Raw genomic sequence first — 21,045 nt, 5'->3', positions numbered from 1 at the left:
TCGTGTTCCCCACCACACACATCGAGTACCAATCGAGAAAGAAGAAGTCACCGGAATGGGAATTCTAGGTACAGGCCTGCAAGACGGCCTCCTGCTCAAGCCAATCAAGTACCAGTGGGCTATGGACCTGTATGACCAGGCTGTAGCGAACACGTGGTTCCCTAACGAGATTCAGCTGGGCGAAGACATCGCCGACTTCAAGAAGATGACTGATGAAGAGCGTCACGCGGTGACCTTCCTCATGAGCTACTTCAACCCGAATGAGCTGCTCGTTAATAAGGCACTCGCCTTCGGCGTGTACCCCTACGTTTCCGCCGCAGAATGCTCGCTGTACCTCGCGAAGCAAATGTGGGAAGAAGCCAACCACTGCATGAGCTTCGAGTACGTTCTCGAGACCTTCCCCATCGATCGTGAAGCGGCCTACAACTCTCACGTTGATGTGCCGTCCATGGCGCGCAAGGAAGAGTTCGAAATGAAGTACATCCGTCGCATGACGGAGCAAACTCTCGACATCAACACCATCGAGGGCAAGCAAGACTTCATCCGCAACCTCGTTGCGTACAACGTGGTGCTCGAAGGCATCTGGTTCTACTCGGGCTTCATGGTTGCCCTGTCGTTCCGCCAGCGCAACCTGCTGCGCAACTTCGGTTCGCTCATGGACTGGGTTGTTCGCGACGAAAGCCTGCACCTCAAGTTCGGTATCAACCTGATTCTCACGGTGCTCGAAGAGAACCCCGAGATTCAAACCGAAGAGTTTGCCGACGAAATTCGCCAGATGATTCTGGATGCTGTGGAAATGGAAGAGGCCTACAACCACGACCTTCTCCCCGGCGGCATCCTCGGGCTCAACGCCAACTACATCAACCAGTACGTCAAGTACTTGGCTGATCGTCGCCTTGAAGAGCTCGGCTTCGAGCCGCACTACAAGGTCTCGAACCCGGCCAAGTGGATGGCGACAGCCAACGACACTCTTGAGCTCGTGAACTTCTTTGAGTCGACCAACACCTCGTACGAGGCCAACGCGTCGGCAACCACCAAAGCTAAAGTCGAGTGAGCCTGACCGTTGCGCGGGTCGGTTGGTTAGACCCGCGAGCGGTCGAGCAGCGAGCGGCGATGGATGAAGAGACGGGCGTGATTTATGCCGGTCGCCAGGCTGATCTTGACGATGCCGGGCGCGCTGCGGTGAGAGCTGCATTGACGGTCTCGCCCAACGACATCAGCCACACGCTGTTGGTGCTCGACGGAGACACGGTGATTGGTCATGCGGCCCTTCGACCCTTCGAGCAATCGTTTGAAGTGAAAAAGGTATTCGTCGACTCTCGTCACCGTGGCAAAGGCGCAGCGCGCCGGCTGATGCTCGAGCTAGAAGCAGTTGCTCGTGAAGCGAATGCCCACTCGCTGATACTTCAGACGGGAAACCTTCAAAAGCCCGCAATGGCGCTCTACGAGAGCCTTGGCTACGAACGCATCGATGTTTTCGGCGACTACGCAGCGATCCCTTTCAGCGTCTGTTATGAGAAGTCTTTGTAGTTTGTTCAGCTTCGCCATCTAAGCTGCACCTGATGGGGGATACCCCTCATCGACCTAACCCGGAACAATTGCACTGTGAGTATTTTTCGGCGGCGCCCGCGCCTTAACTTGGGCAAGTTTCAGGCGCCCGAGCCGGTAGAAGAAGCCCCCATCGAACGAGTCGTTGAAGAGGGCGTTCTCATCGCGCGTAATGCCGTGCGTATGGCCGTGAAAAACCGGATTATTGTGGATGCCGCCCGCGATCACCTCGACTACGACGACGGTGCGCTGGCTGGTCTCGTGCACGTCGAATTCGACCACCTCGCCGAGCAGACGGAACCGCTGCTTCGTGGCTCCCACTCTGATCGCAACCGCGCCGTGCAGGCGGGGCTTGCGGAGGGTCTGCGCCAAGCATCGATGGATGGCGAACTCATTTCGGCCATCATCGATGAAGCCCGCGAATTGGCGTGGAGCGAGATTGGCACCGCCATCATCGCCAAGCTGCGTGATTCGTATATTCCGACCGCTGATCCGCAGTACCTGAAAAACCGCGATACGAGGCTGCGTGAGCTGCGCACCATCAACTTGGCCGAGCTCGAAGCTGCGGCGCAGGGCGAGTACTAAGCCCCGCATTCGTGCTCCGGGGTTGCCGCTGAGCCGTGTATCCGCTGAATATTCGTCACTGCTCTCTTGGCGCCGCAACTACACGGCGCAAGTGAGCGAAATATTGCGCGCACCCGGGGGTAGGCTTCCAGCGTCGATGATTCAGCGGCGCACCCGTCAGGGGCGACGCCTTATCGCCGGCACCAGCTTTCATCGGGATAAAGAAAAAGGTTGCACCATGAAAATCACCTACGCGCTGCCAGCATTGGCCGTCGTCACCGTTCTCGCACTGTCGGGATGTGTTGATAACAGCACCGACACCGACACCGGTACCACCGGCGGCAGCACTGTTGAGGTCGGCATTGACGAAGCAGCTGTTGCCCTCTTGCCCGACGACATCAAAGAGGCCGGCGTTCTCGTAATCGGTATCGACCCGACCTACGCCCCCAACGAGTACAAGGATGACGCGGGTAACCCCATCGGATGGGAAGTTGACCTCGGCGACGCCATGGCTGCCAAGCTCGGTCTCGACACCCAGTACCAGCCCTCCAGCTTCGACAAGATCATCCCCAGCGTCACCGGCGGCAGCTACGACATCGGGCTTTCCTCCTTCACCGACAACGAAGAGCGCGAGAAGGTCGTCGACTTCGTCAACTACTACGAGGCTGGAATCCAGTGGGCCCAGCTCATCGGCGTCGACGTTGACCCCGCCAACGCCTGTGGCCTGACCGTTGCCGTGCAGACCGCAACGTACGAAGAGACTGATGAGCTTCCCGCCAAGTCGCAGGAGTGCACGGATGCTGGCAACGAGCCCATCGACATCCTCAAGTTCGACACTCAAGACGAAGCGACTAACGCTCTCGCTCTGGGCCGTGCGGACGCGATGAGCGCTGACTCGCCCATCACGCAGTACGCGGTGAGCCAGGTTGACGACAAGATCGAACTCGCGGGCGACTCGTTCGACACCGCGCCGTACGGCATCGCCGTGCAGAAGGATTCAGAGCTCTCCGCGGCCCTTCAGGCTGCACTTCAGTCGATGATCGATGACGGAACCTACAAGACGATCCTCGAAGACTGGGGCGTCTTCAGCGGTGCTGTCTCGTCGATCTCCATCAACGCGGCGACCACCAGCTAGGTATTGGCTGTGTCAGACTCTGGCCGTTCGGCGACACCGTTAAGCGTGTCGCCGAACGGCGCTGACCAAGCGGAGGCAATCAAAGCGATTCGCCTTCGCCACCCGTGGCGAAATGTTGTCGCGGTCATCCTTGTCGCGATGCTCATTCTCTTCGTCGTCGATGCGTCGCAGCGCGAGGCCTATGGCTGGGAGAACTTCGGCAAATACATCTTCGATAAGCGCATCTCTCAGGCCGCCGGTTACACCATTCTTTTGACGGTCTACTCGATGATCATCGCGATCATCCTTGGTGTGACTCTCGCAGTGATGCGGCTTTCTGACAACCCTGTCGTCAAGGGCATTGCGTGGTTGTACCTCTGGGTTTTCCGTGGAACTCCTGTCTACGTGCAGCTCGTGTTCTGGGGTCTTTTCGCCACGATCTACTCAACGATCGACGTGGGCATCCCCTTCACGGAGCCGTGGCTCTCCCTGGAAACCAACGACCTCATCAGCGTGTTTTGGCTTGCCGTGATTGGTCTCGCGCTCAACGAGTCCGCCTACATGGCCGAGATTGTGCGTGCCGGAATCCTTTCGGTCGATAAGGGACAAGACGAAGCAGCAACTGCCCTCGGAATGTCGTGGCTGCAAACCATGACGCGGGTCGTCATCCCGCAGGCAATGCGCATCATCATCCCGCCGACCGGCAACGAAGTCATTTCGATGCTGAAGACCACCTCCCTGGTCACTGCCATTCCGTTCAGTCTGGAACTCTACGGACGCTCGCGCGACATCTCCGTGGTGATCTTCGACCCGATCCCGCTGCTGCTCGTTGCTTCTGCTTGGTACCTGCTGTTCACCTCGATTCTGATGGTGGGCCAGTACTTCCTCGAGAAGCGCTTCTCGCGCGGTGTTGGTCAAGCGCGCCCCGAAAAGGCGGGCACCGAGACCGGAGCGATCACGCTGAAGACTGGTGTCATTCAGACGCCGGGCGCGGCATCCAACACTGAAATCGCACCCGATGAGAGTACCGATCCGACAGGAAAGGAGCACCAATGACGAACGCAGCTGTAAGCAACGTCCCCATGGTGCACGCCGACCGTGTGTCGAAGAGCTTTGGCTCTAACGAAGTGCTGAAAAGCATCTCGCTGTCGGTGCCGCAGGGCGAAGTGATGTGCCTAGTGGGGCCAAGTGGCTCAGGCAAGTCAACATTTCTGCGCTGCATCAACCACCTTGAACGAGTGGATGCTGGGCGGCTCAGCGTCGACGGCGTCCTGGTCGGGTATGAAGAACGTGGAGACAAGCTGTATGAGCTCAAGCCGCGCGAAGCTGCTCGCCAGCGCCGCGATATCGGCATGGTGTTTCAGCGCTTCAATCTGTTCCCGCACATGACGGCCCTCGAAAACATCATTGAGGCGCCCATCCGCGTCAACAAGGTGAAGAAGGAAGCAGCCATTGCGCACGGAAGGGAACTGCTCGCGCAGGTTGGTCTCGCTGAGAAAGAGGATGCCTACCCGGCACACCTCTCCGGTGGCCAGCAGCAGCGAGTGGCAATCGCCCGTGCGCTCGCCATGGAGCCCAAGCTCATGCTGTTCGATGAGCCAACGTCGGCACTCGACCCGGAGCTTGTGGGCGAAGTGCTCGACGTCATGAAGGGTCTCGCCGAATCGGGCATGACCATGATTGTTGTCACTCACGAGATGGGGTTCGCGCGCGAAGTCGCCGACCAGCTCGTGTTCATGGATGGCGGCGTTGTCGTGGAGTCGGGCGACCCCGACGAGGTTCTCGGCAACCCGCAGCACGAACGTACGAAAGCGTTCCTCTCCAAGGTTCTCTAACCTCGGTTCGCTCGGTTCCTTTGGCTCTCTTGCGGGCGTCGGTCGATCCGGATGCTGCTGCTAGCGCGGTTGCATCCGGATTGCGCCGTCAAGGCGAATGACCTCGCCATTGAGCATGGGGTTCTCCACGATGTGCTGCACGAGCGCGGCATATTCGTCGGGCCGTCCGAGGCGTGACGGATGCGGCACTTGAGCGCCGAGAGAATCCTGCGCCTCCTGCGGCAGGCCTGCCATCATCGGCGTCTCGAAGATGCCCGGAGCGATTGTCATGACGCGCACCAAGCTCGCCGCGAACTCGCGGGCGAGCGGCAGCGTCATCCCGGCAACGCCCGCCTTGGATGCGGCGTAGGCGGGCTGACCAATCTGCCCATCAAAGGCGGCGACGGATGCCGTGTTCACGATCACGCCGCGTTCGCCCTCGATGGGCTCCGTTTCGACCATCGCGGCCGCAGCGAGCCGGATGACGTTGAACGTTCCCGTGAGGTTGATGCCGATCACGGTTTCAAAGGTTTCGAGCGGCAGCACTCCCTTGCGACCGAGCGTCTTGCCCGGGGTCGCAACGCCGGCGCAGTTCACGACGATGCGCAGTGGTCCGGTTGAGGAGGCGAGTGCGACGGCAGCCTGAACATCCACCTCTGAGCGAACGTCGGTGGGCGCGAACTGGAAGCCATATTCGGCGGCGATCTCGATTCCACGGGAGCTGGGCAGGTCGGCGATGGTGACCTTCGCACCCTGCGCGGCGAGAGCGCGGGCGGTAGCAAGACCGAGTCCGCTTGCGCCACCGGTGATGAGTGCTGCGGCATCCTGAATCTTCAATTAGAGCCTTTCGATGAGGGTTGCGTTGGCCATGCCGCCGCCTTCGCACATGACCTGGAGGCCATAGCGACCGCCGGTGCTGTCGAGTTGGTTGACGAGGGTGGTGAGCAGGCGCGTACCCGAGGAACCGAGCGCGTGACCGAGGGCAATGGCACCGCCACGCGGGTTCACAATCGTGGGGTCGACGGGGAACTCTTGCAGCCAGGCGAGAGCGACCGAGGCGAACGCTTCGTTGACTTCGATGCTGTCGAGCTGATCGAGACGGATGCCGCTGCGCTCCAACACGCGGTGGGTTGCGGGGATGATCCCGGTCAGCATTTCAATCGGGTCGGAGCCGACGACTGCAAAGGAGTGGAATCGTGCGAGTGGCCGGAGCCCCAAAGCGGCAGTGCGCTCTTCGCTCATGATGAGCACCGCCGAAGCGCCGTCGGTGAGCGGTGAAGAGTTGCCCGCGGTGACCCGCCACTGAATCTCGGGAAAACGGGCGGCAATCTCGGCATCGTAGAAGGCCGGACCGAGGCCGGAGAGACCTTCTGCCGTAGTGCCGGGTCGAATCGTTTCATCGTGGTTGAACTCGCCAATGGGCAGAATTTCGTTGCTGAAATCGGCGGCGGAAGCACGCGCGTGGGAGAGCGCGGCGAAAACATCGAGGTCGTCGCGGTCGAGCCCCCAGCGTGCCGCAATGAGTTCGGCGGAGATGCCCTGATTCACGAGGCCTGCGGGGTAACGGTCGTTGAGTAACGAACTCGTGGTGCCGTAGCCGAGAGTAGCTTGGCCGATGGGGTGGGAACTCATCAGTTCGATTCCGCACGCGATGACGACGTCATTCACGCCAGCCATAATCGACTGCGCAGCAAAGTGAGCGGCCTGCTGGCTCGAGCCACACTGACGATCGATTGTGGTGCCCGGTACCGTCTCGGGAAGCCCCGCTGCGAGCACTGCATTGCGGGCGATGTTGACCGCCTGCATACCGGATTGGGTGACACACCCCGCCATCACATCATCGATGGTGGTGGGGTCGAGATCATGGCGGTCGACGAGGCTGCGCAACACAACAGCGAGAAGATCCACCGGATGCTCGCCAGAGAGCGCTCCGCCCGGTTTTCCCCGGCCCGAAGGCGTACGAATCGCGTCAACAATGACTGCCGTTGTCATGGTTCAAGACTAACGGCGAGTGCGCTTAAGTACTACGGTTAGGCCGGTTCGACACCGAACGCGCGAGCGAGCTTGTCGATCTTCTGTGCGCGGCCAAGGCGGGGCAGGTCGCTGCCGTCGCGGATGACGCGGCCGCGAGCTTCGAAGTCTTCCAAGAATTCGCGAGCCCACGCGACATCCGAACGAGTAGGGCTGATGACTTCGTTGATGATTGGCAGCTGCTCGATGTCGAGACACAGCTTGCCTGTCATACCGAGGGAGACGGCCATGCTGCCCTGTTCGCGAAGAACGGGGTGGCTCGTGCCGACGGTCGGGCCGTCGATGGGGCCGGGCAGGTTGCCGACGCGGCTCGCGATAACTAGGCGCGAGCGAGGGTAGGCCATGGCGAGGTCGTCGGCGCTGGCACCGGTGTCGCGACGGTAGTCGCCACTGCCAAAGGCAAGACGGTAGGCGCCGCGGGCGCGGGCGATCGAGACAGCTTCTTCGATGCCGAGGGCCGACTCGACGAGGGCGATCACGGGCGTGATTCCCTTGAGGCGGTCGAAGGTTTCAGAGACATGAGCCGCTGCTTCGGCCTTAGCCAGCATGACCCCGCGTAGTCCGGGAAGTCCGGCGAGGGCATCCACATCGTCTGACCAGAAATCAGAAGTGCGGTCGTTGATGCGAACCCAGCCACTGCCACCGTTGCTCAACCATTCGACAACGGAATCGCGAGCGATGGACTTGAGGCGAGGGTCTACGGCATCCTCCACGTCGAGGATGATCTGGTCGGCGCGTGAACGCTCAGCGGCGTCGAAATCTTCGGGGCGAGTGGCTGCCACCAGAAGCCACGAACGCGCGATCTCGGCGGAAACATCGTGGGTGGTCGGGTGATCGGTGGTGCTTTCGGACACGCGTGAACTGCTTTCTTTCAGAAGAGAGGCCGGTTATCGTGCTTCTCGCAGCCTCCAGAGTAACTTGTGGGGGTGATGGGCCGCTGAATAAAAGGGTTTAGGAAGCGAGCACTTTGGCGATGCGCTGCAGGCTCACCGATTCGGCGGTTCCCAAGTGTTGCGCAAAGAGGCTCAACCGCAGTTCTTCGAGCATCCACCGGGCACGCACGATCTGCGGTTCGGGATGCTTTTCTAACGGCAGAGTGCCGCCCGCGTCCTTGTAGCGACGGGTCGCTAATTCGACTTCGGACATCCACCCGCGGTCGCGGCCGGGGTTCTCGGTGAGTTTCGCCACCCGATGCTCGATGCCCTTGAGGTAGACCGGGAGGCGTCGCAATTGAGTGAGCCCTGTCGCCGAAACAAAGCCGGGGAAGACGAGCGCATCGAGCTGTTCGCGCGCATCCCCGAGCGGTGCAATCAGATGCATACTTGTCGCGGCACGGATCGCCTTATCGGCCAGTCGAACCCCCGACACAATGGATGCCACGAGCGAGACGGTCGTAAACAGCGAGTCGACCAGCCCTGCCGAAATTTCGTTCCGCAGCGCCTCGAATTCGCTCTGCGAGAAGACATCGCGATCGCCCATCACGGAGTCAACGCACGCGCGCAAACAATCGTCGAAGAGAGCATTCGTGGAGCGGTAGGGGCTCTGGGCGAGCACCAGCTTTTCGGCGCCTGTGAGATGTTCGTTGATGTAGCCGAGGGGCGAGGGAATCGCCAACAGCAGCAGGCGACGCACACCGCCCTGGTGCGCGATGGCCTGATCGTAGGGCGTCGACATGAGGCGGAGGGAGACCGAGTCGCCGTCGTCTACGAGTGCAGGGTAAGCGCGGATGGTGTTGCCGCCGTGCTGGGTGTCGCGCGATCGATCGAGCTCTCCGAAGTCCCAGGTTGTGATTCCGGAGCGTTCGAGGGTGTCTGCCGGGCGCTCCGGAGACCGCTGAGCGGCGCCTTCCACGGCCCGGGCAACACTCTCCCGGGCGACCGGCTTGAGGCTCGCTTGCAGGCTGCGCAGCGACTTGTTGGCACCGACTTTTTTGCCACGCTCGTTGATCACCGCGAAGGTGACCTTCAAATGGGCGGGCACGCGGTCGAGTTCGAAGTCGGATGCCGCGACCTTCACATAGGTCAGTCGCGTGATTTCTTTGGCCAGATATTCGGTCACGCCTGGGCCCTCGTCGAGGGCGGCGGCGGCGGGGTCGTCTGGAGCGTTTTCGAGCAAGCGGCGAGCCCAGTCAGCGGCGGGGACGACGTTGCGGCGAATAGGCTTCGGCAGGGCCTTGATGAGCGCGGTCACGAGTTCGTCGCGCAGGCCGGGCACTTGCCAGTCGAAGCCTTCGGGGCGAAGTCCGGCGAGTAAGGGCAGCGGCACAGCGACGGTAACACCGTCATCGTCCGTGCCGGGCTCGAAGCGGTAGCTCAGGCTCAGCGTTTGATCGCCGCGCACCCATGTGGTTGGGAAGGCAGTCTCGTCGACTTCGGCGTCATCCGCGTTCTCAAGGAGATCGTCGGTGGAGAGGGTGAGCAGGTCGGGGGAGTCGTGACGAGCTTTCTTCCACCAGCCCTCGAAGTCGCGCACCGAGGCGACGGTCGGTGGAACGCGTTTGTCGTAGAACTCGAAAATGGTTTCGTCGTCGTGCAAGATATCGCGGCGACGGCTGCGCTCTTCGAGTTGCTCAAGGTCGCGGCGGAGCGCTCGGTTCGAGGCGTCGAAGCCCCACACGCGCTTGTCGCGTTTCGTCAGGTCGTCTTCGCCCTCAACAAGGGCATGGCGAATGAAGAGTTCGCGGGCGGCGGGCAAATCTACGCGCGAGAACTGGATGCGACGGCGAGCGGCCAGGGTGACGCCATAGAGCGTCACGCGCTCGAACGCGACGGCCGCGCCCTGCTTCTTCTCCCAGTGCGGTTCCGAATAGCTGCGCTTCACGAGATCGCCGGCAAGCTTCTCAGCCCACACCGGATCGATTGACGCATTCATCCGTGCGAAAAGCCTGCTCGTTTCTACGAGCTCAGCGCTCATGATAGCGTTCGGCTGCTTCTTGGCCAGAGCCGAGCCGGGGAAGATGACAAACCGAGTCTGACGGGCGCCGATGTAGTCGCGTTTCGCGACATCCTTGAGCCCAATGTGGCTAAGCAAGCCAGCCAGCAGCGAGCGATGGATGCCATCGGGGTTCGAGTGTGCATCACCGATCACAAGACCGAGCGGCTTGGCCATGCGGCTCAACTGGCGGTAGACATCGTGCCATTCGCGCACGCGCAAATAGTTGAGATATTCGTTTTTGCACATACGTCGAAACTGGTTGCCCGAGAGTTCTTTCTGTTTCTCTTCGAGGTAGTTCCAGAGGTTGAGCATGGTGAGGAAGTCACTTGTGGGGTCAATGAAGCGCGCGTGCTGCTGGTCGGCTTGCGGGCGCTTGTCCAGTGGGCGTTCTCGGGGATCTTGGATGCTGAGACCGGCAACGATCGCCATAACCTCGCGCGTGGTGCTGTGCTGCTTCGATTCGAGCACCATGCGCGCGAGGCGAGGGTCGATGGGCAGCTGGGTGAGTTGCTTGCCGATGCGGGTGATGCGCGGGGCGGCATCTTTCGGACCGGCGGCCTTGTGCCCGGCTTTTGTCTGGCCGACCATCGCATTTTCGACAGCACCGAGCTCGGTCAGCAGCTCAAGGCCGTCTTTGATGCCGCGAGAATCTGGCGGCTGCAAGAACGGGAACTCGGCGATATTTCCGAGCCCAAGCGAGATCATCTGCAGGATGACTGCCGCGAGGTTGGTGCGCAGAATCTCGGGTTCCATGAACTCGGGGCGGGAGTTGAAGTCTTCTTCGGAGTAGAGGCGGATCGCAATTCCGTCACTCGTTCGTCCAGAACGGCCCGAGCGCTGGTTGGCGCTGGCCTGGCTGATCGCTTCGATCGGCAGACGCTGAATTTTGGCGCGCGTGCTGTACCGGCTGATGCGCGCGGTTCCCGCATCGATGACGTAGCGGATGCCGGGCACCGTCAGGCTGGTTTCGGCAACGTTCGTGGCGAGCACAATGCGGCGTCGAGTGCCGGGCGTGCGGCGCGACTCGAACACGCGGTGCTGCTCGGCGGAGCTCAGCCGCCCATAGAGGGGGAGCACTTCGGTGCCCTCGGAGAGCTTGCCGGCGCTGATGCGTCCGCGGATGGATTCTTCGGCATCCCGAATCTCGGTCTCGCCGGAGAGGAAGACGAGCACGTCGCCGTCGCTCTCGCGAGAGAGCTCGTCGAGGGCGTCATTGATGCCTTCGAGGTAGTCGCGGTCGGTGCGGTTCGCGGCAGCTTCTTCGGCATCCTCCGCTTCGAGATCGTCGCCAGTGCTTTCTTCGGCGACGAGAGGACGGTACCGAATCTCGACGGGGAAAGTGCGGCCAGAGACCTCAATGATGGGGGCGCCGTCGAAGTGTTTCGAGAAGCTCTCGGGGTCGATCGTGGCACTCGTGATGATGATGCTGAGATCGGGGCGGCGGGCCCTCAGCTGCTTGAGATAGCCGAGCAAGAAGTCGACGGTGAGGCTGCGTTCGTGGGCCTCGTCGATGATGATCGCGTCGTACTTCTTGAGGTCGCGGTCGCGGTGAATCTCATTCAGCAAGATGCCGTCGGTCATGAGCTTCACGCGCGTGTTTTTTCCCACACGATCGGTGAACCGCACTTGGTAACCCACGAGGTCGCCGAGTTCGCTGCCCAATTCTTCGGCGATGCGCTCCGCAACGGTGCGCGCGGCAATTCGTCGCGGCTGCGTGTGCCCAATGGATGTCTTGCCCAGTTCCAGCAAGATCTTGGGCAGCTGGGTGGTTTTTCCGCTACCGGTCGCTCCCGCGATGATCACGACTTGGTTCTCGCGAATGGCCTTCGCGATGTCGTCCTTGCGCTGGCTGACAGGCAGCTCGGGCGGGAAGGTCACCACGATGTCAGCGCTCGCGACAGTCGCGGTGCTGGCGGAGTGAACTTCGGAGGCAGACATAGCCCTTCAGCTTACGCGGTGTGCCTTGGGCAGCAGGAATCGGTGCAGACTTATTGCGTTGACAAAGTACTTTGTGTTACAAAGTAGATAGCGAAACGAGACACCGAACCGGGGCTTCTTGGTCGCAACACAAAGGAGTTCACTATGGCGAACAATGACGGCGCTCCGATTTCTGTAGACGTGGCTGGTGTCGACCACGATGAGTCGGCGCTCTCACCGGAGCAGATGCTCAAGCTGGTCGACGACCAACAAAGTGTGATGGTGCGCCAACAGCTTTCGCCTATTCCGTGGATGCTGGGCGTGTGGGGAATCGCGTGGCTCATCGGTTTCGGATTGCTGTGGGCAGCGGCGCAGAGCGGCAGCTCATGGATCTCGGTGCCCTTGGTTCCCGCTCGCGTCGCGTTCGCTGTGCTCATCGGCGGCGCCATCGTGATTTCAACGATTCTCGGCATCCGGATTAGCACAGGAGTGCAGGGCAACTCCACGTTTGCGGGCACCGTTTACGGACTCTCATGGCTGGTGGCAAGCACTGGATTCAGCACCGTTGGCGCTGGGCTCATTCAGAACGGGTTATCCCCAGAGCTTGCTTCCCTCTATTTTCCCGCGGTGTTCGGAATCATGGCGGGAATGATCTATTTCTTGGGCGCCGCCCTCTGGCAAGAAAAAAGCCAACTGGTGTTGGGTAGCATCTTGCTGGTGGCTGGGGCGATCTCTCCCTTCTTCGGCGCACCGACCAACAATGTGGTGATGGCACTCGTCGGGGGCGGAAGCATGCTGATCGCCGCCATCGTGTTCGCGCTCCACCTTCGCAGAATGGCCTAAGACAATGGATGAACTCGATCCCGTCATCCATGCTTCCGCGCGTTTGCGCATTACTGCAGCTCTCGCCACCCTCGCCGCGGGCGATCGCCTCGCATTCCCGCGGCTGCAGCAGCTGCTCGAAATGACGCCGGGCAATCTCTCAACGCACCTGCGAAAACTCGAAGATGCGGGTTATGTCGAAGTCACGAAAGCCCACCAGGGTCGTAGCCCCGTCACCTATCTCAACTTGACGGCGCGGGGGCGTTCAGCGTTCGAGGTCTACACCGCGAGTCTCAAAAAACTGCTGGGGTAGGGCGCTCGCTTAGCTAGTCGGTGACAGCCAGCGTCGCAGCATCCGGGTCACGCCGGGCAGCAACACGTAGGTCATGACCGGGGTGAGGCACAGGGTAGTGAGGAGTACCCGCAACACGATCGGCAGCTCGTCCCAGCCAGGAACCAGCAGTGTCACGAGCACCGTGAAAAGGAGGTTGAGAGGAAAGAAGCCCAGCCAAATAGTCACGGCCTGCTTCCAGCGCGGTGGTGCGGCAGGGGCCGCCGCAGCGAGACCCGCATGCTCGACAGTGACCTCGGTTGGTTCATCGAACCAACCTTCGATGCCGGTGCGGCGTTCGCTGCGGTGCTGGCTCATAAACCCGCTGCCGCTCTGGAGCCACCACGCACGTTCGGGGGATTGTTCCCAGTGCAAGAGTGCTGCGTCATCCGCGAATCGGTAGAGCATGTGCCACGTGGTGCTGTCGGTGCCGGCGCGTACCCAGCCGGAGCCGAGAAAGCCGGGGTAGGTCGTGGCGAGGTTGATGCCGGTTTGCATCCAGGCTGTGGCTTGCGCGATGCGGGCGGGGTCAACGGTGCGTTCGATCGAGATCGTGATTGGGGCGTTTTCGGGCGACATCAGCGCACTCCTTATCTGTTGTCCAGCGGCAACAGTGACGGCCGGTGTGGGCTTCGCTGGGTTCAAGTCTAAGTTGGATGCCGCGAGCCGACACTGCCCTGATGTGTAAATTTCTTGTGTCACAGCTTTCGATCGCCACTGCGGCGATTTCTTGCGTCGAGGTTCTGCTGCAACTTTGCGGGCACCCCCGTGGACGCCACAAATGCTGTGCCCTCTCACCCTCCGCTCATCCGCGCATCACCCCCGCTGTGGGGTAGACACATATATCCACGCAGGATTGTGTCGTTCTTGTTGCGAATTGTGCGAATCGTCAGTTTCTATTGCCCTGACGTTCAGCAATACGGTGTAATGGCGGCCATGGGATTGGTCTACACCGTCCCTTCGACCACCTTTCTACTGGAGGAAAGATGAAGAAGAAGCGCGTCTCAGCTGCCATAGCTGTGCTCGCGGCCGGAGCCCTCGCCCTAACAGGGTGTACTCCGCCGTATGAGTCAGAAGTAATTGCCGACACCGAGATCACGGTGGCGTGGAATGACCTGATTGACAACTTCAACGGAAGCAGCGCAGCGGGCAACAACACCGCTAACGCCGTTGTGTTGTACATGATGAACTCGTCGTTCCTGTACTACAACAGCGAACCGGCACTCGTCCGTAACACCGATTTCGGTACGTTCGAGAAGACGAGCGACGACCCACTGACGGTCAAGTACACGATCAATGACAACGTCACCTGGTCTGATGGAACCCCCATTGACTCCGCTGATCTGTTGCTCGCGTGGACCACCATCTTCGCTGGGGTAACGGATGCTGACGACGCTCCGCTCTTCACGCACGCGAACCCGCGTGGTGACCTCGCTTCGGCGCTGCCCGAGATCGACGACAAGAGCATCACGATTGTGTACGACAAGGCTTACGTTGACTGGGAGATCCAGTTCGACCTCGGTGTTGCCGCTCACGGTGTCGTCGAGCTTGCTTACCCCGAGATCACTGATCCCGAAGAAGCAAAGGCGATGTTCGTTGAAGCAGTACAAAACGACGACGTTGACTGGCTCACCCCGGTAGCTAAGGCATGGAACGACGAGTACCAGGCGCCGAGCACCCCCGACAGCGACCTTGTTGCCCTTTCGAGTGGTGCCTACGTTCTCGACGAACTCGTAGAAAACGAGTACGTTGCGCTCAAGGCCAACCCGCTCTACACGTGGGGCCCGTCGCCCAAGTACGAACGCATCATCGTTCGTCAGATCGAGGACTCGACCGCTCAGGTTCAGGCCATCGAGAACGGTGACGTTCAGATCGCAGCCGGCCAGCCGACTCCTGACGTGCTTGAGCTCGTCAAGGGACTCGACAACGCTGACTACGTAACCGCGGATGAAGCGACTTACGAGCACGTTGACCTCACGTTCAACAACGGTGGTCCTTTCGACCCCGCCACCTACGGCGGAGACGAAGACACCGCGAAGGCTGTTCGTCAGGCATTCCTGAAGGTCATTCCTCGTCAGGAAATCCTCGACAAGCTGATCCTCCCGCTGAACGAAAACGCCACTCTGCGCGACTCGGTCCTCCAGATTCCTGGTGCTCCCGGCTACGACGACATCGCTTCGACCAACGGTTCGGCTGACTACGCCGAGGTTGACATCGAAGGCGCCAAGGCGCTGCTTGCTGACGCCGGAGTAACAACTCCTGTTGAGGTCAAGTTCTGGTACCCCGAGGGCAACGTTCGTCGTGCATCCGAGTTCGAATTCATCCAGCAGTCGGCTGCTCTTGCCGGCTTCACGGTTGTTGACGACTCGGAGCCCACTTGGGCGTTCACCGACAAGGAAGCACTGCCGATCAACCCTCACGACGCGGTCATCTTCGCATGGCAGTCAACGAGCCTCGCGCTCACCGGGTCTGACCAGTACCTCGGTAGTGGCCAGCCCAGCAACTTCGGTGGATACTCCAACACCGAGGTAGACGGTCTCCTCAAGGACCTCGAAACCGAGCTGGACCCCGCGGTCCAGACCGAGATTCAGGTTGAGGTCGAGAAGCTGGTATGGGAAGACGCGTATGGCGTCACCATCTTCCAGTTCCCCGGAATCACCGTCTGGAACAACTCAGTAACGAACGTGGACCCGAGTCCGCTGTCGCCGACCTACTTCTGGAACTTCTGGGAGTGGGCGCCGGCAGACTCCGAGTAATTTCTCGGTAGCGCTCGCGAGTGGGCCGGGCCTAGTGCCCGGCCCACTTGCGCGAACGTCGTTATGCCGCTCAGCGGCACTGTTTTTGTTCCGTTATGCATGCCCCCGAAATGAGGATCTCCGGTGCTGACCTTTGTCGCCAGGCGCCTTGTAGCCACTCTTTTAGTTCTCCTAGTGGCTTCATTTATCGTCTATGTACTTACCGCCAATTCCGGTGATCCGCTTCGAGAACTTCGGGGCAGCCGAGATCCCAGCGCTCAAGATCAAATCGCGTACTTGAGCGGTCTTCTCAACCTCGACCAGCCACCCGTACTTCGCTACTTCAGCTGGCTAGGAGGAGTGGGGGCCTGTTTCATCGGCCAGTGTGACCTTGGCATTTCGGTCGCGCGAGGCGAACAGCCCGTGATCGAAGCCATCGGTGGAGCACTTGGTTCCACTCTCCAACTGGTTCTTGCCGCAACCATCCTCGCGATCGTCATTGGCGTCGCGATCGGAATGACGACTGCATTGCGTCAGTACAGCGGTTACGACTACGTCGTCACTTTCCTCACCTTCGTCTTCTACTCACTCCCCATCTTCTGGGTTGCGGTGCTCCTCAAAGAGTTCGGCGCTATTCAATTCAACTCCTTCTTGGGCAACCCGGTCATTCCGTGGTGGTCGATTCTTGTCATAGGGATCGTGATGGGCTTCATTGCCTCATCTGTGGTCGGCGGTGAGCTTCGGACCCGCGTCATTTCATTTGTGAGCGTCGGCGGCGGTGTTGCCGCGTTGCTCATTCTTCTCGATGTCACTCGCTGGTTCGAAAGCCCGTCAATCGGCTACGTCGGCATCGCCTTGATGTCCGTCGCGACTGGTGCGGTCGTGCTCTTCACGTCGACCGGATTCCATAACCGTCGTGCCCTGATCGCGGTAGGAATTGTCGTCGTGCTGACGATTGCGTTGAGCTGGCCCTTCCAGTTCCTCTTCTACTACGTCAATAGCCCGTGGACCGTCGTGCTCGTGCTCGCGATCATGGTGGGTCTCGGCCTCCTTGTGGGCTTCTTCGTCGGAGGCGATGGCAAAGCCGTCGTCGCCAGAACCGCAGCTATTGTCGGCGGTTTGGGCGTCATCCCGCTCGTACTCGACCAGATGTTTATCCGCTGGGACGAATACGTGGCCCGCATCCCTCTCAGCAACGGTGTGATTGCGACGATCGGTGCCTCAACCCCCGCGATTCGGCGGGTGGATGACACGTGGCTGAACATGCTCGACTCGCTGACCCACATGCTGCTGCCCACGATCGCGCTCATGATCATCTCGCTGGCGGCCTACACGCGCTACGCTCGCGCCAGCCTGTTGGACGTCATGAACCAGGACTACGTGCGCACTGCTCGCGCCAAGGGTCTCGGCGAACGCACCGTTGTCATGCGTCACGCGTTCCGCAACGCCATGATCCCGATCGCGACCATCATCGCGCTCGACTTCGGGGCGGTGATCGGTGGTGCCGTGATTACCGAAAGAGTCTTCGCCTGGCAGGCCATGGGCTCCCTCTTCAATGAGGGGCTGCACCGCATCGATGTGAACCTGGTGATGGGATTCTTCCTCGTCACCGGCATTCTCGCGGTTATCTTCAACGTTATTGCCGACCTCTTGTACTCGGCCCTTGACCCCAGAATTCGGGTGAGCTGATCATGACCGACAAGAACCCCGTAGCCGACGAGCAGTCGGTTGGCCAAGAACTCAGCATCGAACAGCGCGCCACGGTAGGTCTCAGCCAGGGTGCGATTGTGCGTCGTCGCTTCCTGCACCATCGTGGCGCCGTAATCTCGGTATTCGTGTTGCTCTTCCTCGTGCTCCTCGCGTTCACCTCGGTGGGCACCGTCATCGGCGGAACCGGAAAACTCACGCCAGACCCCACCGGTACTCGCCTCATCGTCGATGGGTTCCGCATCCCCGGATGGTGGGGTGCCACGTGGTGGGAACGCTACGACATCGTGCTCCCCGGCGGTGCGCCGACCTTTACGTGGTGGCCGTTCAGCTTCGGCGAGCACCCCTTCGGGCAAGACAACACCGGTAAGGATGTCTTCGCTCGCGTGATGCGCGGCATGCAGCAATCGCTCAACGTTGTCTTCATCGTCGGAGTTATCTCGACCGTCATTGGCGTCGTTCTCGGCGCTCTCGCCGGCTACTACCGTGGCTGGGTCGACCAGCTCATCATGCGCATCACCGACGTGATCATCATCGTGCCGCTGCTCATCCTCGGTGCCGTTCTCGGCCAGACGATCGGTGGCGACGCGTTCCTGTTGGCCGTCATGATCGGGCTCATCGCGTGGACCGGCATGGCGCGACTCGTGCGCGCCGAATTCCTAAGCCTGCGCGAGCGTGAGTTCGTGGATGCGGCCCGAGTGGCGGGTGCCAGCGACTTCCGCATCATCTTCCGTCACATCCTGCCCAACACCGTCGGTGTGATCGTCGTCAGCGCAACGCTGCTCATGAGCGCCGTCATTCTGCTCGAGACCTCGTTGAGCTTCCTCGGCTTCGGCATCACCGATCCCGATATTTCCCTCGGCCAGATCATTAGCCAATACAACGAAGCGTTCAAGACGCGTCCGTGGCTGTTCTGGTGGCCAGGACTCTTCATCGTGGTGATTGCGCTGTGCATCAACTTCATCGGCGATGGTCTGCGCGATGCGTTCGACCCTCGCCAGAAGCGCGTGCCTCGTCAGCGCGGGCTCGGTTCCGAGATCGGCAACTTCTTCAAGGCCTACATCCCCGGCACACGTCCCGGCGACGGAACCGTAAACAAGTGAGAACGAGTGAGCTAGCCGAGCGTCGAGACGAAGACCAAAGCCGTCAGCGCAACGAGAGCCGCGATAGTGCGCCAGTGCCACGTGACTCGCAGCTTCGTGAACTCGCTCGTGGCGGCATCCAGATGCCCATCGTCGCGCAGTTGCTCCCAATGGGTGCGGATGACATGGGCCGCTTGACCGGAATCAGAGGTGATCAGGTCGCCGGGTCGCACCGTGCCAGCCAGGTAACTCGACTCGGGCAGGTTCGCGCCGTCTTGACGCACGGCCGAGAAGACCGAATGGCGACCGGGTGCGGGCGCAGCCCACGCTGTAACGGTGCCGTGCGGAGTCTCGAGAGTGAGCGCATATTTGGTGTCGATGCGACGGATTTCTGGCCACGCGACCTCGATAGTGCGCAAGACGTTGCGCACGCTGACGCCGGCGGCAGTCACGTAAACGTTGGGGCGCCAGAACATTGCCCACGTGAGCAGCGAGAGGAGCCCAAAGATGGGCGCCACTTGCAGGGCATCCAGCCAGCGACCTTGAATAGCCGTGATGACAAGGCCCGCCGCGAAGGCAGCAATGACGATGATCGAAAGTACGCGCCCGAATCGCGAGTGCAGGGTGAAGTTTGGCGACACGGAACTATGTTCCCACGAGCACACCGCATCCAGGGCGAAAGGCGACACTCCTGATGACTGAGACGGCTATGACTGAGACAACAACGAAGACTCCCGCAATTGAGGTCACGAACCTCGGTGTCGACTTCTGGGTTGAAGGCGAGTGGGTTACCGCTGCAAAGAACGTGAGTTACTCGCTGCAGGGTGGCGAAGTTCTCGCTATCGTGGGCGAATCCGGATCGGGCAAGAGCACGAGCGCCATGGGGCTGCTCGGGCTGCTCCCCGAGAACGGGCGTATTTCGGGCAGCGTGAAGTTGGCTGGCGAAGAGCTGGTTGGCGCATCGCTGCACCGCCTGCGCCAGTTGCGCGGTGCCGGCATCGCGGTGATCTTCCAAGAGCCCATGACAGCGCTCAACCCGGTGTACACGATTGGGTTCCAGATCGTTGAGGCGCTTCAAGTGCACAACGCCGGCATGCTGCGGGTGGATGCTAAGAAGCGCGCGCTCGAACTGCTCGCGATGGTCGAACTGCCCGACCCGCAAAAAGCATTCGATTCTTACCCACACCAGCTGTCTGGCGGCCAACGTCAGCGGGCGATGATCGCCCAGTCCATCTCGTGCGATCCGCGCGTGCTCATAGCCGACGAGCCAACCACGGCGCTCGATGTGACCGTGCAGGCCGAAATTCTGGAACTGTTGCACCACTTGCGCTCCAAGCTCGATAGCGCGATCATCCTCATCACTCACGACATGGGCGTTGTCGCAGACCTCGCCGACCGCGTGATGGTGATGAAAGATGGCGAGGTCGTGGAGACGGGAACAGCAGAAGCGCTGTTCGAGAAGGCGACGCATCCGTACACCCAAGCGTTGCTCGCCGCGGTTCCTCACCTCGGCGAAGCGGGGGAGGCGTCTGCTTCGAAGGATGACCGCGAGGTTGTACTCACCATGTCAGGTGTCGCGATTGAGTATCCGAAGCGTGGGCGAGTGCCTGCCTTCCGTGCCGCCGACGACATCAATCTCACCATTCGTCAGGGCGAAGTTCTCGGTCTCGTGGGCGAATCCGGTTCGGGCAAGACCACGATTGGTCGTGCCGTTGTCGGTCTACTTCCCGCGGTCGAGGGTACCCTCGACATTGTTGGCACGAACATGGTCGGCATTAACAAGAACGACCTGCGCGCGGTTCGCCGCGACATCGGCATTGTGTTTCAAGACCCCGGGTCGTCGCTGAACCCGCGGATGCCGATCGGCGAGAGCATTGGGGAGCCGCTTCGCCTCGGTGGCGGTTTCAGCCGCAAAGACGAAGAAGCTCGCGTGAGTCTGCTTCTCGACCGGGTGCAACTCTCGTCCCACATGCGTAACCGCTACCCGCACGAACTGTCGGGTGGACAACGCCAACGCGTCGGCATCGCTCGCGCTCTGGCGCTGAGCCCCAAGCTGCTCGTGGCCGATGAGCCAACGTCGGCGCTCGACGTGTCGGTGCAGGCGAAAGTGCTCGAGCTCTTCCAGGAACTGCAGAAGGAGCTCGGCTTCGCGTGCTTGTTCGTGACCCACGACCTTGCTGTGATCGACATCCTTGCCGACCGCATCGCGGTCATGCACCGCGGCAAGATTGTGGAGCAGGGCACGCGTGACCAAGTGTTGCGAAGCCCGAAGGATCCCTACACGCAGCGACTTATTGCTGCCGTGCCGTTGCCTGATCCTGAAGAACAGCGTCGCCGTCGCGCCGAGCGCGAAGGTCTTACCTTCTAGCTAAACAAATACTCAGCAGACGGCGGGAACCCGATCCCCGCCGCCTGCCTCCCGTGACCAACCGGGCATAGAACGGGA

At 60.8% G+C, this 21,045-nt stretch carries 18 protein-coding genes; 12 read left to right on the top strand and 6 right to left on the bottom strand.

Annotated features, from left to right (window positions below):
• Nucleotides 1-55 precede the first annotated feature (55 nt).
• The 6 genes from I6E74_RS11520 to I6E74_RS11495 all read left to right on the top strand — a co-directional run bounded on the left by I6E74_RS11520 (nt 56) and on the right by I6E74_RS11495 (nt 5,061).
• Nucleotides 56-1,054, top strand: a complete 999-nt coding sequence (locus tag I6E74_RS11520) for a ribonucleotide-diphosphate reductase subunit beta (RefSeq protein WP_197125835.1) — start codon at nt 56-58, stop codon at nt 1,052-1,054.
• The gene (locus I6E74_RS11515) at nt 1,051-1,530 is read left to right on the top strand and encodes a GNAT family N-acetyltransferase (RefSeq protein ID WP_197125834.1); all 480 of its coding nucleotides are present in this window, start codon (nt 1,051-1,053) and stop codon (nt 1,528-1,530) included. The genes I6E74_RS11520 and I6E74_RS11515 overlap by 4 nt, the downstream gene beginning before the upstream one ends.
• A gap of 75 nt (nt 1,531-1,605) precedes the next feature.
• A complete protein-coding gene (locus I6E74_RS11510) occupies nt 1,606-2,133 on the top strand; it encodes a hypothetical protein (protein WP_307784466.1) in 528 nt (175 codons plus the stop codon).
• A gap of 217 nt (nt 2,134-2,350) precedes the next feature.
• Nucleotides 2,351-3,247, top strand: a complete 897-nt coding sequence (locus tag I6E74_RS11505; RefSeq protein ID WP_197125754.1) for an ABC transporter substrate-binding protein — start codon at nt 2,351-2,353, stop codon at nt 3,245-3,247.
• Between the two features lie 9 nt (nt 3,248-3,256).
• On the top strand, nt 3,257-4,282 hold the full coding sequence (locus I6E74_RS11500; RefSeq protein WP_197125832.1) for an amino acid ABC transporter permease: 1,026 nt from the start codon (nt 3,257-3,259) through the stop codon (nt 4,280-4,282).
• A gap of 26 nt (nt 4,283-4,308) precedes the next feature.
• Nucleotides 4,309-5,061: an amino acid ABC transporter ATP-binding protein gene (locus I6E74_RS11495; protein ID WP_197126384.1), complete on the top strand. Its 753-nt coding sequence runs from the start codon at nt 4,309-4,311 to the stop codon at nt 5,059-5,061.
• Nucleotides 5,062-5,121: 60 nt separating this feature from the next.
• On the opposite strand, the gene I6E74_RS11490 is transcribed toward I6E74_RS11495, so the two are convergent.
• The 4 genes from I6E74_RS11490 to hrpA all read right to left on the bottom strand — a co-directional run bounded on the left by I6E74_RS11490 (nt 5,122) and on the right by hrpA (nt 11,943).
• Nucleotides 5,122-5,877: a 3-hydroxyacyl-CoA dehydrogenase gene (locus tag I6E74_RS11490; protein WP_197125830.1), complete on the bottom strand. Its 756-nt coding sequence runs from the start codon at nt 5,875-5,877 to the stop codon at nt 5,122-5,124.
• Nucleotides 5,878-7,032 (bottom strand): thiolase family protein, encoded by a 1,155-nt coding sequence (locus I6E74_RS11485; RefSeq protein ID WP_197125828.1) that lies wholly within the window; start codon nt 7,030-7,032, stop codon nt 5,878-5,880.
• Between the two features lie 38 nt (nt 7,033-7,070).
• Complete coding sequence (locus tag I6E74_RS11480) at nt 7,071-7,925, bottom strand: CoA ester lyase (protein ID WP_197125746.1); 855 nt, start codon at nt 7,923-7,925, stop codon at nt 7,071-7,073.
• Between the two features lie 97 nt (nt 7,926-8,022).
• Nucleotides 8,023-11,943 carry an ATP-dependent RNA helicase HrpA gene (gene hrpA, locus I6E74_RS11475; protein WP_197125826.1) on the bottom strand — a complete coding sequence of 1,307 codons (3,921 nt, stop codon included), beginning with the start codon at nt 11,941-11,943 and terminating at the stop codon, nt 8,023-8,025.
• Nucleotides 11,944-12,087: 144 nt separating this feature from the next.
• Here hrpA and I6E74_RS11470 point away from each other — a divergent pair, with 144 nt between their 5' ends.
• Both I6E74_RS11470 and I6E74_RS11465 read left to right on the top strand, forming a co-directional pair.
• Nucleotides 12,088-12,765 (top strand): hypothetical protein, encoded by a 678-nt coding sequence (locus I6E74_RS11470; protein WP_197125743.1) that lies wholly within the window; start codon nt 12,088-12,090, stop codon nt 12,763-12,765.
• A gap of 4 nt (nt 12,766-12,769) precedes the next feature.
• Nucleotides 12,770-13,057: a transcriptional regulator gene (locus I6E74_RS11465; protein ID WP_197125741.1), complete on the top strand. Its 288-nt coding sequence runs from the start codon at nt 12,770-12,772 to the stop codon at nt 13,055-13,057.
• 9 nt (nt 13,058-13,066) lie between these two features.
• On the opposite strand, the gene I6E74_RS11460 is transcribed toward I6E74_RS11465, so the two are convergent.
• Nucleotides 13,067-13,654: an antibiotic biosynthesis monooxygenase gene (locus I6E74_RS11460; protein ID WP_197125740.1), complete on the bottom strand. Its 588-nt coding sequence runs from the start codon at nt 13,652-13,654 to the stop codon at nt 13,067-13,069.
• A gap of 407 nt (nt 13,655-14,061) precedes the next feature.
• Here I6E74_RS11460 and I6E74_RS11455 point away from each other — a divergent pair, with 407 nt between their 5' ends.
• The 3 genes from I6E74_RS11455 (at nt 14,062) to I6E74_RS11445 (ending at nt 18,620) form a co-directional block, all read left to right on the top strand.
• On the top strand, nt 14,062-15,831 hold the full coding sequence (locus I6E74_RS11455) for an ABC transporter family substrate-binding protein (RefSeq protein ID WP_197125815.1): 1,770 nt from the start codon (nt 14,062-14,064) through the stop codon (nt 15,829-15,831).
• Nucleotides 15,832-16,005: 174 nt separating this feature from the next.
• Nucleotides 16,006-17,499: an ABC transporter permease gene (locus I6E74_RS11450; RefSeq protein WP_374221062.1), complete on the top strand. Its 1,494-nt coding sequence runs from the start codon at nt 16,006-16,008 to the stop codon at nt 17,497-17,499.
• A gap of 2 nt (nt 17,500-17,501) precedes the next feature.
• A complete protein-coding gene (locus I6E74_RS11445) occupies nt 17,502-18,620 on the top strand; it encodes an ABC transporter permease (protein WP_197125810.1) in 1,119 nt (372 codons plus the stop codon).
• A gap of 11 nt (nt 18,621-18,631) precedes the next feature.
• Here the strand turns inward: I6E74_RS11445 and I6E74_RS11440 are convergent, their stop codons facing one another.
• On the bottom strand, nt 18,632-19,240 hold the full coding sequence (locus tag I6E74_RS11440) for a PH domain-containing protein (protein ID WP_197125808.1): 609 nt from the start codon (nt 19,238-19,240) through the stop codon (nt 18,632-18,634).
• A 53-nt stretch (nt 19,241-19,293) separates the two neighbouring features.
• On the opposite strand from I6E74_RS11440, the gene I6E74_RS11435 reads away from it, so the two are divergent.
• Complete coding sequence (locus I6E74_RS11435) at nt 19,294-20,967, top strand: ABC transporter ATP-binding protein (RefSeq protein WP_197125807.1); 1,674 nt, start codon at nt 19,294-19,296, stop codon at nt 20,965-20,967.
• Nucleotides 20,968-21,045: the final 78 nt, after the last annotated feature.

Origin of the sequence: Salinibacterium sp. SWN139, from assembly GCF_015864625.1 — a bacterium.
In the GTDB taxonomy this organism is placed as follows: domain Bacteria; phylum Actinomycetota; class Actinomycetes; order Actinomycetales; family Microbacteriaceae; genus Rhodoglobus.
Note: the sequence above shows the minus strand (reverse complement) of the source record. Positions and strands in the feature narration are given on the sequence as shown.

Coding starts and splice junctions, on each gene's coding strand:
- I6E74_RS11465 (WP_197125741.1), top strand. CDS start 12,770: ATGGATGAACTCGATCCCGTCATCCATGCTTCCGCGCGTTTGCGCATT.
- I6E74_RS11495 (WP_197126384.1), top strand. CDS start 4,309: ATGGTGCACGCCGACCGTGTGTCGAAGAGCTTTGGCTCTAACGAAGTG.
- I6E74_RS11470 (WP_197125743.1), top strand. CDS start 12,088: ATGGCGAACAATGACGGCGCTCCGATTTCTGTAGACGTGGCTGGTGTC.
- I6E74_RS11460 (WP_197125740.1), bottom strand. CDS start 13,654: ATGTCGCCCGAAAACGCCCCAATCACGATCTCGATCGAACGCACCGTT.
- I6E74_RS11485 (WP_197125828.1), bottom strand. CDS start 7,032: ATGACAACGGCAGTCATTGTTGACGCGATTCGTACGCCTTCGGGCCGG.
- hrpA (WP_197125826.1), bottom strand. CDS start 11,943: ATGTCTGCCTCCGAAGTTCACTCCGCCAGCACCGCGACTGTCGCGAGC.
- I6E74_RS11435 (WP_197125807.1), top strand. CDS start 19,294: ATGACTGAGACGGCTATGACTGAGACAACAACGAAGACTCCCGCAATT.
- I6E74_RS11455 (WP_197125815.1), top strand. CDS start 14,062: ATGAAGAAGAAGCGCGTCTCAGCTGCCATAGCTGTGCTCGCGGCCGGA.
- I6E74_RS11445 (WP_197125810.1), top strand. CDS start 17,502: ATGACCGACAAGAACCCCGTAGCCGACGAGCAGTCGGTTGGCCAAGAA.
- I6E74_RS11505 (WP_197125754.1), top strand. CDS start 2,351: ATGAAAATCACCTACGCGCTGCCAGCATTGGCCGTCGTCACCGTTCTC.
- I6E74_RS11520 (WP_197125835.1), top strand. CDS start 56: ATGGGAATTCTAGGTACAGGCCTGCAAGACGGCCTCCTGCTCAAGCCA.